This is a genomic window from Streptomyces sp. NPDC029164 (genome assembly GCF_055563995.1).
Map to the genome: position 1 here is coordinate 24,246 of NZ_JBVHWW010000040.1, position 15,574 is coordinate 39,819.

The window sequence follows — 15,574 nt, forward strand, 5'->3', positions numbered from 1 at the left end:
CGAACCCTAAGCAACAGGACAGGTCGCCGACGTCCGCGCAGGCGTGCGCGAGGGCGTGCGCCACCAGCGGCGCGACGCCAGCCCGGCCAGCACGGCGCCGGCGGCGTTGACCAGGACGTCGTCCACGGAGGACACCCGGTCCAGCCGCAGGACGTACTGAGCGGTCTCGACCAGGACCGAGCAGCCCGCCCCGAGCGCCAGGATCCGCGGCACGGACGCCAGTGCCGCGAACCGCATCGGGGCGAAGAACCCCAGCGCCGCGAAGACCAGCAGGTTGCCGACGGTCCCGAGCGCCCCCATCGTGACCAGGTCCCGCAGCGGTACGAGGCTGACCCGGCCCGGCACGATGCCGGCCCCGGAGCCCGGCATCATGGTCATCCATACGAACGGCACCGTCCCGTGGACCATGCCCACCTCGGCCAGCGACATCCGCCACGGCGACGCGAGGCCGGCGGCGCGCCGGCGGCGGGTCAGCGCCCATGCCACCAGCACCGCCGGCGGCAGCCCGACCAGCGTCATCAGCACCACACCGTTGAACGTGTCGAAGCAGCCGTGCCACCGCCCGGCCATGCACGTCGGAGCGGACATCATGAGCGGCCGCCGTACGACGAACAGCGCGCTCGCCACGGCGAGGAGCGCCAGGCCGAGGAGCACGGTCCTGCGCGTGCGGCGGGACGGCGCCGACAGGGATGCGGTGTGGTTCATGCCCTCATTGGAGACGGAGGGCCGTTGCGGGGGCGTATGCGGTTTTCGATACGTCCACGATATGCGCCGGGTCCGCGAGGATCAGAATCGGCTGAAACTCGCCCATGCCAGCGGAAACAGACGCTGCGGCACACACGTTCGACGATCTGGAAGAAGAATCAAGGAGCTCCACCCAAGGAGTAACGCCGTGCGCGTACTGTTCACCGGCCCCGCTGCCGCAGGCCACCTGTTCCCGATGGTGCCCACCGCCCAGGCGCTCCAGGCCGCCGGGCACCAGGTGCTGTTCGCCGGTTCGGCCCCGCTCGACCAGCTGCGGCAGACCGGCATCCCCACCGTCGAGATCGGCGACGGCTCGACGCTGATGGAGGCCTTCCGGCGCGCCTCGGACAACACCGAGCCGCAGTTCGTCACGGACGGCAAGAGCGAGGAGGACATGCAGCGGCAGGCAGCGGCCGGTTTCGCGGAGCACAGCCGGGTCACCATCGACGGCCTGTTCGCGGTCGCCACCGCCTGGCAGCCGGACCTCATCGTCCACGCCGCCTTCCAGGCCGCCGCACCCCTGGTCTCGGCGGCCCTCGGCATACCCGCCGTGGTGCACAACTTCGGTGTGATGTCCGGCTTCGACATGGTCGGCCGGCTCGCCGGCGTCCTGGCGGACGAGTACCGGGCCCGTGAGCTCGAAGGCCCGGCGACCCATACCGTCCTCGATGTCGTACCCGCCTCACTCGGCGGGGACGGAACCGGCCTGCGCGTCCGCTACGTGCCGTACAACGGCGGCGGCACGGTGCCCGGCGATCTCGTGGCCCGGGGCTCCCGGCCCCGGATCGCCGTCACCCTCGGTACGGTCGTGACGGCCTTCGCGGGCGTCGACCCGGTCAGCCGGGTGATCGCCGAAGCCGCCTCCGTCGACGCCGAGTTCCTGCTCGCCGTGGGCGACACCGACCTGAGCCCGCTCGGCACCCTCCCCGACAATGTCCGCCCCCTGCCGTGGGTGCCGCTGGCCCAGCTGCTGGACACCGCCGACGCGGTCGTGCACCACGGCGGCTCCGGCACCATGCTCACCGCTGCCGCCCGGGGCGTCCCCCAGCTGATCCTCCCGCAGGGCGCCGACCACTTCATCAACGTCGACGCCGCGACGGGCCTGGGCTTCGCCCTGCGCGCGAGCGGCGACAGCGTGGACGCCGACCTGCTCGGCCGGCTGCTCACCGACGACGACCTCCGCAAGGCCGCCGCCACCACCCAGGCCGAGATATCCGCGCTCCCCTCCCCCACCGACCTGGTCGCCTCCTTCGAGGCCCTCCGGTAGCGCCGCCCCTCAGGGGCGCGGGCGGGCGACGGCTCGTACGCCACCGGCCGGTTCCGGCCGGCTGGGGCCGGATGCGTGGCCCCCGTACGGGCCACGCACCCGGGGGATCAGGCCCCAGCGCACGCCGAGGGCCGGGCCGTGGTGATCTCCACCCACCACGTGGAGTCCGTCGCCCGGGCCGCCGACCGCGTCGTGGTCATGGCCGAGGGCGACATCGTCGCCGACGGCCCCACCTCCGAGGTCATCGTCGCCTCGCCCGCACACAGCCCCGGGACAACGGGCTCACTGAGACGGGTCCGCGCGCCGCCAGGGGATCTCGGCCCACACCTGCTTGCCGCCGCTGAGGGGCACCGAGCCCCAGGACATCGCCGTCGCCTCGACGATGAGCAGCCCGCGACCGCCGGTCGCCTCCCAGCTCACCGACACCGGTTTGACGGGGCTGCGCGGCGACGCGTCGTTCACGGAGATCCGCAGCCGGTCCGTCGAGAGGGTCAGATCCATCCCCACCTCGCCCTGGGTGTGCGCGATGGCGTTGGTGACCAGCTCGGACACGATCAGCAGAGCCGTGTCGAGTTCCTCCACCACTCCCCAGGACCGCAGGGTGCGCGCGGTGAAGCGGCGCGCGTGCAGGACCGCCTTGGGCAGCCGCCACACCGTCCAGTGGCTCCGCTTCGGCCGGCCCCGTGTGCCGTCGTAGCGCAGCAGGAGCAACGCCACGTCGTCGTCGCGGCGGCCCACGCGCATGACCAACTCGTCGGCCAGCCCTCCGACATCGACCGGGTCGGCCTCGGCGGCCACGTCGCACACCCGTCGCATGCCCTCCTCCACGTGCAGCCTGGCGGACTCGACCAGCCCGTCCGTCAGCAGGATGAGCAGGGTCCCGGGGAGCAACCCGATCTCGGTCATGGGGAATTCGGCCTCCTCCAGCACGCCGAGGGGCGGCCCTCCTTCGACCACCATTTCCTCGGTGACGCCGTCGGGGTGGCGCAGGATCGGCGGCAGGTGGCCGGCCCGTACGACGCGGGCGATGCCCTCCTCCATGTCCAGGTCCACGTACCCGCAGGTGGCGAACAGGTCGGTCTCCATGCCGACGAGCAGCCGGTTGGCCCGCGCGACCACCACGTCGGGCGGGTGGCCCTCCACCGCGTAGGCCCTGACCGCCGTCCGCATCTGGCCCATGATGGTGGCGGCTCCCGCGCTGTGCCCCTGTACGTCTCCGATGACGAACGCCACATGACCGTCGCCGAGCGGAATGACGTCGTACCAGTCGCCGCCGACCTCGAGCCCGGCCGTCGCGGGCAGGTAGCGGGCGACCGCGACCCCGCCCGGCAGCTCCGGGAGCTTACGGGGCAGCAGGCTGCGCTGGAGCATGGTGGCGAGTTCGTGCCCCGCGTCCAGTGCGTGGGCGCGGACCAGCGCCTGCCCCACCAGCCCCGCGGTCGCGGTCAGCAGGGACCGCTCCTCGGGTCCGAACCGGTGCTCCGTGGCCCACCCCACCAGGCACACGCCGATCATCCGGCCTTCGGCGGGCAGCGGCAGCACCGCGAGACCGCCGGGCCCGACGCCCAGGAGACCGGGTTCGAGGTCCGCGCCCGGCGGCCACAGGCTCATGTGTCCGCCGCGCAGCGCGCTCTGCAGGGTGGGCAGGTCGCTGAGCGATACGTCGGGCCACTCGGACCGCCATTCCGCGCGCCACATCCCGGGCCAGGCGTCGGGCTCGGGAGGGTCGAGGGCGGTGACCCGGAGCCGTTCGAGCTCCAGTTCGCCGACCGCGACCCGGCAGGCGCCGAGCGGCTCGCGCAGGGCGGCGACCACCAGGCGGCTGACCTCGCGGATGGTCGCCGCCCCGGCCAGCGTGGCCGACAATCGCTGCACGACGGAGACCTCGTCGGCGCTGGGGCGCAGATAGGTGGCGTCGGCCACCACGCCCAGCACGCGCCGGGGGGTGCCGGCGGAGTCCACCTCCACCCGGCAGCGCAGCCCGAGCCAGCGCAGCTCGCCGTTCGGGCGGCGGATCCGGAAGGCCAGCTGCTGTCCGGCCGCGGCGGCCAGCCGGTCCGGCTCCACGATCGCCATCAGTGCGGGCATGTCGTCGGGAACGGCGCAGGCGAGCAGGGTCTCCACCTGCCCGTCGAACTGGTCGGGGGGCAGACCGAGCAGTTCGAGCACGTGCGCGTGGGCCTCCATGCGGCCGGTGCCCAGATCCAGGATGAACGCGCCGCCCTGGTCGGGCACCAGCGACTGGCCCAGATGCGCCTGCGGGGCCTTGCGCCCGGCGAACCGAGCGGCGACCGATTCGAGTCCGGCGGCCACCTGATCGGCGTAGAGCTCCAGGAGGCTGCGGTCGTCGGCGCTGAAGCCGTCCCCCACCTCGCCGGCGACGACCAGGCACCCGAGCTCCTGGTCGCCGTGTCCGAGCGGCAGCGCGCCCAGCGAGATCGTGGCCGGCGACTGGGGGGCGCCGTTCCCGACCCGGGTGGGGAAGTGGTGGGGGTCGTCCTCGACGAACGCGGCGAGTTCCTTGGGCGTCAGCCACAGGGGGCGGCCGGAGCGGAAGGCGTTGGCGGCGGGCGAATGACCGGCCACGGCGAGGATCGCGGGCAGTCCGTAGAGGACCCCGCGGTTTCCGGTCAGCTCGGCCAGATGGAGTTCCCTGTGCTGGTCGGCGACCACGTAGACAGCGGCGAGCTCGGCCCCGCAGAACGCAAAGCGATGTCTGGTCACCGTCCGTGTCGCCTCCTGCCGAGGGCATCCCGCGGCACGCCCTCTCCCTCCATGCTGTCCCGCACGGGACGGTTCGGGCGAGTCGGAACGCGGTCCGGAGGGCCGGACGCCGCTACGCTGCGTGAAGCGAGCGTGACGGGAAGGATGCATCGGGTTCGATGGGGACACAACTGGTTGCGCGTACGAAGACCCGCCACACGGGGAGGCCGGCCCTCGTGGAATCCACCCACAGCGGCTTGACCGATCAACCTGCGGCAACGTAACTTCGACCGCACCCGCCCACGAGCCGCTGGAAGGAGCGAAGCCGGATGTCGACCATCTCCGAACTGCCTCGCTCCGCACACCAGATCGCCTGGGCTCCGGGTCGCGTGGCACACGGCTGCTGAACAGCCCCCTCACCGGCGTGCCCGATCGCGGCCCCGGCACCTTCTCATCTCTGTCATCACTTACGGCACTTCGTTGTGTGCCGATGTGTCGCGCTGCGGTATGCCGGGCTGCGACCACGAAGAGAGAAAGCTCCTGTACATGGCGATTATCACGGTCAACGGGAACGAAGCACCGATCTCACCGGCCGCACCCCACACCACGGTGCTGGATTTCCTGCGCGAGCGCGGCCTCACCGGCACCAAGGAGGGCTGCGCCGAGGGTGAGTGCGGCGCCTGCTCGGTCCTGGTGGCCCGTCCCGGGGTCAACAAGCCCACGGACTGGGTGGCGGTCAACGCCTGCCTGGTCCCTGTCGCGGCGCTCGACGGCCAGGAGGTCATCACCTCCGAAGGCCTCGCCGCCGCCGGCGCGTCCGGCGAGCCGGCCGGGCTGCACCCCGTACAGGAGGAGATGGCAGTCCGCGGCGGCTCCCAATGCGGTTACTGCACACCGGGGTTCATCTGCAGCATGGCCTCCGAGTACTACCGGCCCGACCGCTGCGCGCACCCGAAGGCGGAGGCAGAGGCGGCCGACGCCACCGACTCCGGCTCCGACTCCGACTCCGAGCACGGTCCGAACGGTTTCGATCTGCACGCACTGAGCGGGAACCTGTGCCGCTGCACCGGCTACCGCCCCATCCGCGATGCCGCGTTCGCCGTCGGCGCGCCCGCCGAGAACGACCCCCTGGCGCGGCGCCGCGAGCAGTCCCCGCCCGCACCCGTCGCGACCGCGTACACCCGGGACGACAGCACGTTCCTGCGGCCGGCCACCCTGTCGGACGCGCTGCGGCTCCTGCGCGAGCGGCCCGACGCGGTGGTCGTCGCCGGCAGCACCGACTGGGGCGTGGAGGTGAACATCCGTTCCCGCCGCGCCGGTTGTGTGGTCGCGGTCGACCGGCTGCCCGAACTGCGGGAACTGCGCGTCGAGTCCGGCCACATCGAGATCGGGGCGGCGCAGACGCTCACGGAGATCGAACGCCGCCTCGACGGCAGCGTCCCCCTGCTGGCGGAGCTGTTCCCCCAGTTCGCGTCCCGGCTCATCCGCAACAGTGCCACCCTCGGCGGCAACCTCGGTACCGGCTCCCCCATCGGTGACAGCCCGCCGGTCCTGCTCGCGCTGGAGGCGTCGGTGGTGCTCGCCGGCGTCGACGGTGAACGCGAGGTCCCCCTCCGCGACTACTTCACCGGCTACCGGCAGAGCGTGCGCCGCCCCGGCGAGCTGATCCGCGCGGTGCGCGTCCCGCTGCCGCTGTCGCCGGTCACGGCCTTCCACAAGATCGCCAAACGGCGCTTCGACGACATCTCCAGCGTGGCGGTCGCCTTCGCGCTCGACATCGAGGACGGGACCGTACGCAAGGCACGCATCGGCCTGGGCGGCGTGGCCGCCACCCCGATCCGCGCCCTCGCCGCCGAGGCGGCCCTGGAGGGCGAACCGTGGACGGCGGCGACCGCCGAGGCCGCGGCCCGCGTGCTGCGGAACGAGGGCACGCCGATGGACGATCACCGCGCCAGCGCCGGCTACCGCTCGGCGATGCTCGGCCAGAGCCTGTTGAAGCTGTACGCGCGAACCACCGAGGCGGTGTCGTCATGAGCCAGTTGTCCCAGCGTCCCGAAAAGCCTGTCGTCGGGCTGTCGATGCCACACGAGAGCGCCACCCTGCACGTCACCGGCGCCGCGCTGTACACCGACGACCTGGTCCACCGCACCAAGGACGTCCTGCACGCCTACCCGGTGCAGGTCATGAAGGCCCACGGCAGGATCACCGCGCTGCGCACCGGGCGCGCGCTCGCCGTGCCCGGTGTGGTCCGCGTGCTGACGGGGGCCGACGTACCCGGTGTCAACGACGCCGGAATGAAGCACGACGAACCGCTCTTCCCCGACGAGGTCATGTTCCACGGCCACGCCGTCGCCTGGGTGCTCGGCGAGACCCTGGAGGCGGCCCGGCTCGGTGCGGCGGCCGTCGAGGTGGAACTCGACGAACAGCCCTCCGTGATCACGCTGCGGGAAGCGATCGCGGCGGACAGTTTCCACGGCGCCCGGCCGGTGATGGTGACCGGTGACGTCGACGCCGGCTTCGCCGACTCCGCGCACGTGTTCACCGGCGAGTTCCAGTTCTCCGATCAGGAACACTTCTATCTCGAGACGCACGCGGCGCTGGCCCTCGTCGACGAGAACGGGCAGATGTTCGTCCAGAGCAGCACCCAGCATCCCTCGGAGACGCAGGAGATCGTCGCGCACGTCCTCGGCCTGCACAGCCACGAGGTGACCGTGCAGTGCCTGCGGATGGGCGGCGGTTTCGGCGGCAAGGAGATGCAGCCGCACGGGTTCGCGGCCATCGCCGCTCTCGGCGCCAGGCTGACCGGCCGGCCGGTCCGGGTGCGGCTCAACCGGACCCAGGACCTGACCATGTCGGGCAAGCGCCACGGGTTCCACGCCACGTGGAAGATCGGCTTCGACGCCGAGGGCCGCATCCAGGCCCTGGACGCCACCCTGACCGCGGACGGCGGCTGGAGCCTGGACCTGTCCGAGCCCGTGGTGGCCCGCGCGCTGTGTCACATCGACAACACCTACTGGATCCCGCACGCGCGCGTCACCGGCCGCATCGCGAGGACCAACAAGGTCTCCAACACCGCCTTCCGCGGCTTCGGCGGACCGCAGGGCATGCTGGTGATCGAGGACATCATGGGCCGGTGCGCTCCGCTGCTCGGCCTGGATCCGATGGAGCTGCGCGAACGCAACTTCTACCGGCAGGGCCAGGCGACGCCGTACGGACAGCCGGTCCTGCACCCCGAACGGATCTCCACCGTATGGCGGCAGGTCCGGGAGGACGCCGCCCTCGCCGAGCGCAGGCAGGAGATCGCGGCCTTCAACGCCGCGCACCCGCACACCAAGCGGGCGCTCGCGCTCACCGGGATCAAGTTCGGCATCTCCTTCAACCTCACCGCCTTCAACCAGGCCGGCGCGCTGGTGCTGGTCTACAAGGACGGCTCGGTCCTGATCAACCACGGCGGCACCGAGATGGGGCAGGGCCTGCACACCAAGATGCTGCAGGTGGCCGCGACCACGCTGGGCATCCCGCTGCACAAGGTGCGGCTGGCCCCGACGCGCACGGACAAGGTGCCCAACACCTCCGCCACCGCGGCCAGTGCCGGGGCGGACCTCAACGGCGCGGCGGTGAAGAACGCCTGCGAGCAGATCCGCGAGCGGCTGTTGCGGGTGGCCGGCACCCAGCTGGGTGCGAACGCCTCGGACGTGCGCATCGTCGAGGGCGTCGCGCGCGTCCTCGGCAGCGACAAGGAGCTGGCCTGGGACGAGCTGGTGCGCACCGCGTACTTCCAGCGGGTCCAGTTGTCGGCGGCCGGCTTCTACCGGACCGAGGGCCTGCACTGGGACGCGAAGGCCTTTCAAGGCTCCCCGTTCAAGTACTTCTCCTACGGCGCCGCCGCGACCGAGGTGGAGGTGGACGGCTTCACCGGCGCGTACCGGATCCGGCGGGTGGACATCGTGCACGACGTCGGCGACAGCCTCTCCCCGATGATCGACATCGGTCAGGTCGAGGGCGGCTTCGTGCAGGGCGCGGGCTGGCTGACCCTGGAGGACCTGCGGTGGGACGCCGGAGACGGCCCGAACCGCGGCCGGCTGCTGACCCAGGCGGCGAGCACCTACAAGCTGCCGAGCTTCTCGGAGATGCCCGAGGAGTTCCACGTCAGGCTGCTGGAGAACGCCACCGAGGAGGGCGCGGTCTACGGGTCCAAGGCGGTGGGTGAGCCTCCGCTGATGCTGGCGTTCTCGGTGCGGGAAGCCCTGCGGCAGGCGGCCGGGGCATTCGGGCCCGCGGGAGTCAGCGTGGAACTCGCCTCCCCCGCGACTCCGGAGGCGGTGTACTGGGCGATCGAAGCGGTCCGCGCGGGCGGTTCGCGGCACGACGGTCACGCTCCCGGCGCCGGCGAGACCCCTGCCGAGGCAAGCGCCTTGAGTCATGCCTGACATGACGTGGGTGGCCGCGGTCGCGCGGTTGCGGGAACGCCGGGAACCCGGCGTGCTCGTGACCGTCGCGACCGTGCGCGGCCACGCGCCCCGCCGGGCCGGGGCCAAGCTCCTCGTGGGACGGACCGAGACCTGGGGGTCGATCGGCGGCGGCAACATCGAGGCCGTCGCCATCGACCGGGCGCGCGAGCTGAACGGCGCGGCCCGTCCGGAGCCGGAGCTCATGGAGTTCGCCCTCAACGACAAGGTCACCGGCCCCCACGGCGTGCAGTGCTGCGGCGGTGCCGTCACCGTTCTGCTGGAGCCGCTGCCGGTGGTCCAGGCGGTGGCGGTCTTCGGCGTCGGGCACGTCGGACTGGAGCTGGCACGCATCCTCGCCCGTCACCACCTCGATCTGCACCTGATCGACAGCCGCCCCGACATGCTCTCCGGCGAACGGCTCGGCGTGCTCGCGGACGCGGTGGCGCAGATCCACGTGCACCACACCCCGCTGCTTCCGGAGGAGGTGCTCGGGGAGCTGCCGCCCGGCACGCACGTACTGATCATGACCCATGATCACGCCGAGGACGCCGCGCTCTGCGACGCCGCCTTGCGCACCGCCGGTCTCGGCTCGATCGGGCTGATCGGCTCGGCCGCCAAATGGGCGAGGTTCCGCCGGCGCCTGGCCACCGAGGGCGGCCACGAGACCGCCGCCATCGACCGGATCAAGACCCCGATCGGGATCCCCGGGATCGCCGGGAAGGAACCGGCCACGATCGCGTTGAGCGTGGCGGCGGACCTGCTCCGGACCTTCGAAGGCGCCCGGTCCTGAGGGGTGCCCCCGGACCGCACGTGCCGGGGGCACCCCTGCGTCCGCCGCTACGGACCGCTCACGGCCATGGCGTGGCCGAGCAGGCCCTCCTTCACGTACGGCCTCTCGCAGTCCGCCCTGTTGGAGACGAAGTGGTCGAAGACGGACGGTATGTAGCACCGGTAGAGCGGCACCGAGCCCGACAGCGGCTTCGTGTGCACGTATCCGACCGGGCCGAGGGGCTGGTGGCCCTCGCACCCCGGGTCGGGGGTGAGGAGCGAGTGGTCCGCCACCTTGCACTCGTAGAGCCGGACCGTGCCGGGCGCGGGGTCGCGCAGCACGTTCCAGACCGCCTCGTGGGTGAAGCCGGCGGGCAGGGGGCGTGAGGAGGCCAGGTGCCCGGCGTGGGGGCGGTAGCCGCCGGACCAGGGGTGCGTAGGGGCCGGAGTGACCGCGGGCCCGCTCCCACGTGCGCAGGTAGCCCTCGGCGCCCTGCATGAGCTCGTCCACCACGTCCTGGCCGCCGGTGACCCGGATGTCCTCGATCCAGTCCGGTACGAGGCCGTAGTGGGTGCCGCCGCCGTCCGTGTTGACGTCCCAGACGCGCCGGCCGGTGACTTGCCTGTCGAGGACCGAGCCGCCGTCGGGGCTGCGGAAGGGGTAGCGGACGGGGTGTGCGGACGGGGTGTGCGGCCGCGGCCCGGGGGCCGGGCAGCCAGGCGAAGCCGTTCATGTCGGTGCCGATGCCGTACCCGGCGCCGGCCGAGGACCAGGGTGACCATCGCGAGGACCAGGCCGATCAAGACGTACCGGCTTCGTCCGAAGACGCTTCGTCGATCCATACCCGTCCCTTTCACGAAGCGTTCAGGACACTGCGGAGATGGTCTTCGGCCGCCGGCCCGCGCGATCCGGGGGCGGGGCTCAGCCCGCCCGGTGCACCGCTCCCGCCGCATGGGCGCGGACCAGGGCCAGGTAGTCCGCCGCCAGGCGGTGGCAGTCGCCGGGCCACCGCGCGGAGACGTAGTTGCCGTCCTTGACGGTGAAGCCGCGTCCGGGCCGGGCTGCGGTGTCGCGCAAAGGCAGCGGCGGGCCGGCGAGGAAGTGGCGCGGGTCGGCGAGCGCCGCGGTGACCTCCTGCTGCACGGTGGTGGGGTACGTGCGGTAGTAGCGCCCCAGCCAGAGCCGGGTGAGGTTCCATCCGGTCAGCTCCAGCAGGGACGTCAGCGCCGTCGTCCGCCGGCCGTGGAGGACCGAGCGCCCGGTGGCGGGATCCTTGGCCCGGGCCGCGAGCAGCACGCCGTGGCAGACGGCTCCCACCGGCAGCCCCTGGGTGAAGAGCCGGGCGAACAGCTGCTGGGCGGTGGCGTCCTCGAGCAGCGTCCGCATGCCCGCGGCGTGGCCGCCGGGTACGAAGAGGCCCGTGATGGCGGCCGGGTCCACGTCCGCGGACGCCGCGTACTCCGCGTACTCCGCGTACGAGGAGGGGGCGCGGAAATGGGGGTCCTCGGTGAGGCGCCGGTAGGCGGCCAGTTCGGCACGGCGGGTCATCAGCCAGGGCGACAGCCAGGAGAACCCGAGGTCCGTGAGCCGGGGGTCAGCGAGCGCGACCTTCGAGGGCATGCCTCCCGGGGCGTACCGCAGCCGGCACCGGCCCGCGCCCCCGGGTCGCGACGCGGCCGGCGGCGGGTGAGGAACTTCACCGCAGGCGGGGCGCCGGCCGACCGCGCGCGTTGCTAGATTGTCCGGCGGCCGGATCCAAGGCCCCGGACGAGATGCGCCGTACCCGGTCACGCACGACGACGCGCGAGGTGCTGCACGAGCAGCGCCTTACGCTGTCCGCACCCGGGCAGCGTCCTCGTCGAGCAGGATGGGCCGAACGCCATGACCGTGCCACTCACCAGCAGCCTGTACCGGACGACCGCGCATGCCGCGGGAGGCCGTACCGGATCCGTCCGCACGGACGACGGGCGCCTGGACGTCCGCCTCGCCCCGCCGCGCAAGAAGGTGCCCGGGACCACCAATCCGGAGCAGCTGTTCGCGGCCGGTTTCGCCGCCTGCTTCACCTCCGCGCTCGCCGAGGTCGCCGCCGAGTTCGGGGCGGACGCCACCGCCGCGCGCGTGGCCTGCGAAGTGCAGCTCGGCACCACGGACACGCCCGCCGGCTACGGCCTCGCGGTGGCCCTCACGGTCAGCCTGCCGGGGTGGCGCGCGGCGGACCTCCAGCCCCTGCTGCACCGCGCGGACGCGGTCTGCCCCTACGCGCAGGCCGTACGCGGCAACGTACCGCTGACGCTGCTGGCCGTGGACGACCCCGCCGACGACGACCGTGCCTGAGCCCGGGCCGGCGGCGGCGCCCGTCCCGGGTGGACCCGGCGTGCCGGTGCCCGAGTACGGCGCCTGGCTGCGGCGCGGCATCAGCCGCGACGGCGGCCCCCTGATCGAGGACCGCGAAGTGGTGTGGCTCCAGGCCGGGCCCTACTACGCCGACAGCCGGGGCTTCGCCGGTACGACGTCCTTCGACGGCTCGCGGGTGCGCTTCCGCCACCTCAGGGGCGAGCCGGGCGAGGACACGGGCACCTTCCGGCGGGAGGGTGCGAACCTCGTCGAATGGGGCACCAATCCGGACGGCGGCACCTTCCTGGAGGTCTGGACCCCGCTGCCCGGCGCCGAGGGTGTCACCGGCTCCTGGTCCGGACCGGACCACCACGTGGTGCGCGTCGGCCCGCACGTGGTGCACGTCGACTCCCTTACGGGCACGTACTGGCTGCTGTGACGTCGCGAAGGGCGCCGCGCCCGGCCGCCGGACGTGCACGGCGTCACGTGCACGGCGTCACGTGCACGGCGTCACGGAGCGTGGGCCTCACGGAGCGTGGGCCTCACGGTGCGCCGGACGAGCCCCGTCGCGAGCGGGTGTCGAGGATCCCGGCGGTGAACTCCGCCAGCTGCTCGCGCAGTTCCTCGCGGGGCACCCCCTTGTCTCCGGCCAGGTAGGCGACGAGGTCGGCCCGGGTGGCGGCGAGCAGGGCGTGGGCGGTGAAGCCGGTGTCGGCCGGGCCCGGGATCTGCTCCAGCAGGTCCCGGAGCAGGGCGTGCCACCGCTCGTAGTGCGCCGTCCGGTAGGGACTGTCCGCGCCGGTTCCCTCCAGGGCCAGCGCGAGGTGGCGGTTGTCGAGCTTGAAGCACAGGACGGCGTCCAGCAGGGCGGGTACGCGCCGGAGCGGCGGGGTCGTGGGCCCCAGCGGTGGCGGACCGTCCTCAACGGCGCTCCTGACCGGTTCGAGCCGTGCCTCGTACAGCGCGCCGATCAGCCCGGTGCGGTCGCCGAAGGCCCGGAAGAGCGTTCCCTTGCCGACGCCGGCCGCTGCCGCGATATCGGCCATCGTCACGTCCTCGGGGCTCCGGCAGTGGGCGAAGAGGTCGTCGGCGGCGGCGAAGACGGCTGCCCGGTTGCGGGCCGCGTCCTTGCGCGGACTGCGCTGCTCGGTCATGGGGATCCTCCGGTTGCGATGCGGACCGGCGGTCCGTATCGTTCGCCGAAGAAGCGGACCACTGGTCCGCATCGTACGGGACGGAGTACCCCCATGCCCACATCCACCGCACCGGCGGATCTGTACCGCCACAGCCTGCGCCTGCTCCTGGCCAAGGACATTCCCGGCTGGGTCGGCCTGTGGGCCGACGAGGGCGTGATGGAGTTCCCCTTCGCTCCCGCGGGATGGCCCGAACGGCTGGACGGCCGGGAAGCCATCGCCGCCTACATGCGCGACTACCCCGACCACATCGACCTGCACGACTTCCCGGACGTTCGGGTCCACGAGAGCACCGAGGCCGGGACCATCGTGGTCGAGATGCGCGGTGTGGGCCGGCTCGTCGCGACGGACAGCCCCTTCGACATGACGTACATCGCCGTCGTGACCGTCCGCGACGGACGCTTCACCTCCTACCGCGACTACTGGAACCCCCTCGCCGTCCAGGCGCCCGGGATGGACTTCACGGGGAGCGGCGCCCGATGAACCCCACCGGAACCGCTCTGGTCACCGGCGCCACCGGCACCACCGGCGGCCGGACCGCCGCGCAGCTGATCGCCGCCGGCCACCGCGTCCGGGCCGCGGGCCGTCGAGCCACCCCGCTCCCCGGAGCGGACCCGGTCCGCTTCGACTGGTACGACGCCACCACCTTCGGCGACGCCCTCGACGGGGTCGACCGTGCCTACCTCGTCCCGCCCATCGGCGACCCGGACCCGGCCGCGGTGATGATGCCCTTCCTCCGCGAGGCCCGCGCCGCCGGCGTGCGCCGCGCCGTCCTCCTCAGCTCCTCGGCCATCCCCGCCGGCGGGCCCGCGGTCGGGGCGGTGCACCAGGCCCTGCCCGGCCTGTTCGAGCAGTGGGCGGTCCTGCGGCCTTCCTGGTTCATGCAGAACTTCACGGGCACGCACGCGCACGCCGACAGCATCCGCGCCGAAGGGCTCATCCGGACGGCGGCCGGGGCCGGCCGGGTCGGCTTCGTCGACGCCGACGACATCGCCGCCGTCGCCGTACGCGCCCTGACGGACGACCGGGCGCCCAACACCGACCTGGTCCTGACCGGCCCGGAGGCACTCAGCCACGACGACATCGCCGCGATCGTCACCCAGGTCACCGGCCACCCCGTGGTCCACCACCGCTTGGCCTACGAGGACATGCGCGACCGTCTGGCCGCGGTGATACCCCCGGAGTTCGCCGCGATGCTGGCCGCGATGGACCGCGCCATCGCCGAGGGGGCCGAGGACCGCACCACCGACACCGTCGAGCGCCTCACCGGCCGCCCGCCGAACCCGTTCCGCGTGGTCGCCGCACGGGAACTGCGTGCCGGGCCCGTTCCGCGCGGATGAGCGTGCCGGGTCGCCGCCATGCCGGGCAGGAGTCGTTGACGGTGCCCCGGACGGCCTCGTCGCCTCCGGCGAGCTGCGCGTCGCGGAGACCACCGCCCACCCCCTGACCCAGATCTCCGACGCCCACGCGGCGTCCACCGGCGGGCCACGTCCGAGGCAGCTCGGCATCACCGCCGACCAGGCCGCGCATGTCGTGTACGGCGGCCGGGTGGAACCACCGTCTCCGGCGGTGCGAGTCCGGCGCCCCGCAGCACCGGCACCCTCTCCGACACGGCCACGGCGGACGCGGCGGAGCCCGACCCCGTGCCCGGCAACGACAGTGCCACGGCGAACACCACCGTGAACAACGCCCGCGGCTGCACGATCATCGGCACCAGCGGCGCGGACACGCTGAACGGCGGCTACTGCACCGACGTGATCTGCGGTCTCGGCGGCAATGACACGATCCGCCCGAGCTACGGCAACGACACCGTCCACGGCGGTGCGGGCAACGACGACATCGACGGCGGCCACGGCGACGACACGCTGGCCGGCGGCGCCGGGAACGACACCCTGCTGAGGAACTACGGCAACGACCGGCTCAACACGGTCGACGCCGTCACCGGCAACGACACGGCGAACGGCGGCCTCGGCACCGACACCTGCACGACCGACCCGGGCGACGCCCGCATCAGCTGCCCGTAGGTCTGCGCCGGGCGGGACCGGCGTCCGCGGCGCCGGCCTTCCCGCCCGGGGCACCCTCGCGAGACACTGTGACCGACGCCTGAAGCGGA

General features: G+C 73.0%; 13 protein-coding genes, 1 pseudogene and 1 riboswitch. Of the genes and pseudogenes, 9 read left to right on the forward strand and 5 right to left on the reverse strand.

Annotation, left to right across the window (positions count from 1 at the left end; genetic code table 11):
* Positions 1–6 precede the first annotated feature (6 nt).
* Positions 7–705 carry a VanZ family protein gene (locus ACZ4VT_RS31330; RefSeq protein WP_362798375.1) on the reverse strand — a complete coding sequence of 233 codons (699 nt, stop codon included), beginning with the start codon at positions 703–705 and terminating at the stop codon, positions 7–9.
* Positions 706–892: 187 nt separating this feature from the next.
* Between ACZ4VT_RS31330 and ACZ4VT_RS31335 the strand changes: the two genes are divergently transcribed.
* The gene (locus ACZ4VT_RS31335; protein WP_362798373.1) at positions 893–2,011 is read left to right on the forward strand and encodes a nucleotide disphospho-sugar-binding domain-containing protein; all 1,119 of its coding nucleotides are present in this window, start codon (positions 893–895) and stop codon (positions 2,009–2,011) included.
* Between the two features lie 282 nt (positions 2,012–2,293).
* Here the strand turns inward: ACZ4VT_RS31335 and ACZ4VT_RS31340 are convergent.
* Positions 2,294–4,765: pseudogene (locus ACZ4VT_RS31340) on the reverse strand (SpoIIE family protein phosphatase); the annotation flags it as partial.
* Positions 4,766–5,254: 489 nt separating this feature from the next.
* Here ACZ4VT_RS31340 and ACZ4VT_RS31345 point away from each other — a divergent pair.
* Genes ACZ4VT_RS31345 through xdhC form a run of 3 tightly spaced genes read left to right on the forward strand, consistent with a single transcriptional unit; the run spans position 5,255 to position 9,955 of the window.
* Positions 5,255–6,748, forward strand: a complete 1,494-nt coding sequence (locus ACZ4VT_RS31345; RefSeq protein ID WP_467954864.1) for a xanthine dehydrogenase small subunit — start codon at positions 5,255–5,257, stop codon at positions 6,746–6,748.
* Positions 6,745–9,144, forward strand: coding sequence for a xanthine dehydrogenase molybdopterin binding subunit (gene xdhB / locus ACZ4VT_RS31350; RefSeq protein ID WP_467954787.1), 2,400 nt, complete (start codon positions 6,745–6,747; stop codon positions 9,142–9,144). Before ACZ4VT_RS31345 ends, xdhB begins: the two co-directional genes overlap by 4 nt.
* A 1-nt stretch (position 9,145) precedes the next feature.
* Positions 9,146–9,955 (forward strand): xanthine dehydrogenase accessory protein XdhC, encoded by an 810-nt coding sequence (gene xdhC, locus ACZ4VT_RS31355; RefSeq protein ID WP_467954865.1) that lies wholly within the window; start codon positions 9,146–9,148, stop codon positions 9,953–9,955.
* Between the two features lie 47 nt (positions 9,956–10,002).
* Here the strand turns inward: xdhC and ACZ4VT_RS31360 are convergent, their stop codons facing one another.
* Positions 10,003–10,275, reverse strand: coding sequence for a hypothetical protein (locus tag ACZ4VT_RS31360; protein WP_467954789.1), 273 nt, complete (start codon positions 10,273–10,275; stop codon positions 10,003–10,005).
* Between the two features lie 580 nt (positions 10,276–10,855).
* A complete protein-coding gene (locus tag ACZ4VT_RS31365) occupies positions 10,856–11,554 on the reverse strand; it encodes a DJ-1/PfpI family protein (protein ID WP_467954791.1) in 699 nt (232 codons plus the stop codon).
* A gap of 122 nt (positions 11,555–11,676) precedes the next feature.
* Positions 11,677–11,740, forward strand: a riboswitch (guanidine-III (ykkC-III) riboswitch).
* A 75-nt stretch (positions 11,741–11,815) separates the two neighbouring features.
* On the opposite strand from ACZ4VT_RS31365, the gene ACZ4VT_RS31370 reads away from it, so the two are divergent.
* Together ACZ4VT_RS31370 and ACZ4VT_RS31375 are read left to right on the forward strand one after the other, a co-directional pair.
* Positions 11,816–12,268 (forward strand): Ohr family peroxiredoxin, encoded by a 453-nt coding sequence (locus tag ACZ4VT_RS31370; protein ID WP_467954793.1) that lies wholly within the window; start codon positions 11,816–11,818, stop codon positions 12,266–12,268.
* A gap of 40 nt (positions 12,269–12,308) precedes the next feature.
* The gene (locus ACZ4VT_RS31375; protein ID WP_467954795.1) at positions 12,309–12,707 is read left to right on the forward strand and encodes a hypothetical protein; all 399 of its coding nucleotides are present in this window, start codon (positions 12,309–12,311) and stop codon (positions 12,705–12,707) included.
* Positions 12,708–12,810: 103 nt separating this feature from the next.
* Here the strand turns inward: ACZ4VT_RS31375 and ACZ4VT_RS31380 are convergent, their stop codons facing one another.
* On the reverse strand, positions 12,811–13,422 hold the full coding sequence (locus tag ACZ4VT_RS31380) for a TetR/AcrR family transcriptional regulator (protein ID WP_467954797.1): 612 nt from the start codon (positions 13,420–13,422) through the stop codon (positions 12,811–12,813).
* A 93-nt stretch (positions 13,423–13,515) separates the two neighbouring features.
* Here ACZ4VT_RS31380 and ACZ4VT_RS31385 point away from each other — a divergent pair, with 93 nt between their 5' ends.
* From ACZ4VT_RS31385 to ACZ4VT_RS31395, 3 genes are all read left to right on the forward strand, one after another.
* Positions 13,516–13,944: a nuclear transport factor 2 family protein gene (locus ACZ4VT_RS31385; protein WP_467954799.1), complete on the forward strand. Its 429-nt coding sequence runs from the start codon at positions 13,516–13,518 to the stop codon at positions 13,942–13,944.
* Positions 13,941–14,801 (forward strand): NmrA family NAD(P)-binding protein, encoded by an 861-nt coding sequence (locus ACZ4VT_RS31390; protein WP_467954801.1) that lies wholly within the window; start codon positions 13,941–13,943, stop codon positions 14,799–14,801. The genes ACZ4VT_RS31385 and ACZ4VT_RS31390 overlap by 4 nt, the downstream gene beginning before the upstream one ends.
* Before the next feature lie 303 nt (positions 14,802–15,104).
* Positions 15,105–15,485, forward strand: coding sequence for a calcium-binding protein (locus ACZ4VT_RS31395; RefSeq protein ID WP_467954803.1), 381 nt, complete (start codon positions 15,105–15,107; stop codon positions 15,483–15,485).
* Positions 15,486–15,574 lie beyond the last annotated feature (89 nt).

Coding starts and splice junctions, on each gene's coding strand:
- ACZ4VT_RS31370 (WP_467954793.1), top strand. CDS start 11,816: ATGACCGTGCCACTCACCAGCAGCCTGTACCGGACGACCGCGCATGCC.
- ACZ4VT_RS31390 (WP_467954801.1), top strand. CDS start 13,941: ATGAACCCCACCGGAACCGCTCTGGTCACCGGCGCCACCGGCACCACC.
- ACZ4VT_RS31380 (WP_467954797.1), bottom strand. CDS start 13,422: ATGACCGAGCAGCGCAGTCCGCGCAAGGACGCGGCCCGCAACCGGGCA.
- xdhB (WP_467954787.1), top strand. CDS start 6,745: ATGAGCCAGTTGTCCCAGCGTCCCGAAAAGCCTGTCGTCGGGCTGTCG.
- xdhC (WP_467954865.1), top strand. CDS start 9,146: ATGACGTGGGTGGCCGCGGTCGCGCGGTTGCGGGAACGCCGGGAACCC.
- ACZ4VT_RS31385 (WP_467954799.1), top strand. CDS start 13,516: ATGCCCACATCCACCGCACCGGCGGATCTGTACCGCCACAGCCTGCGC.
- ACZ4VT_RS31330 (WP_362798375.1), bottom strand. CDS start 705: ATGAACCACACCGCATCCCTGTCGGCGCCGTCCCGCCGCACGCGCAGG.
- ACZ4VT_RS31365 (WP_467954791.1), bottom strand. CDS start 11,554: ATGCCCTCGAAGGTCGCGCTCGCTGACCCCCGGCTCACGGACCTCGGG.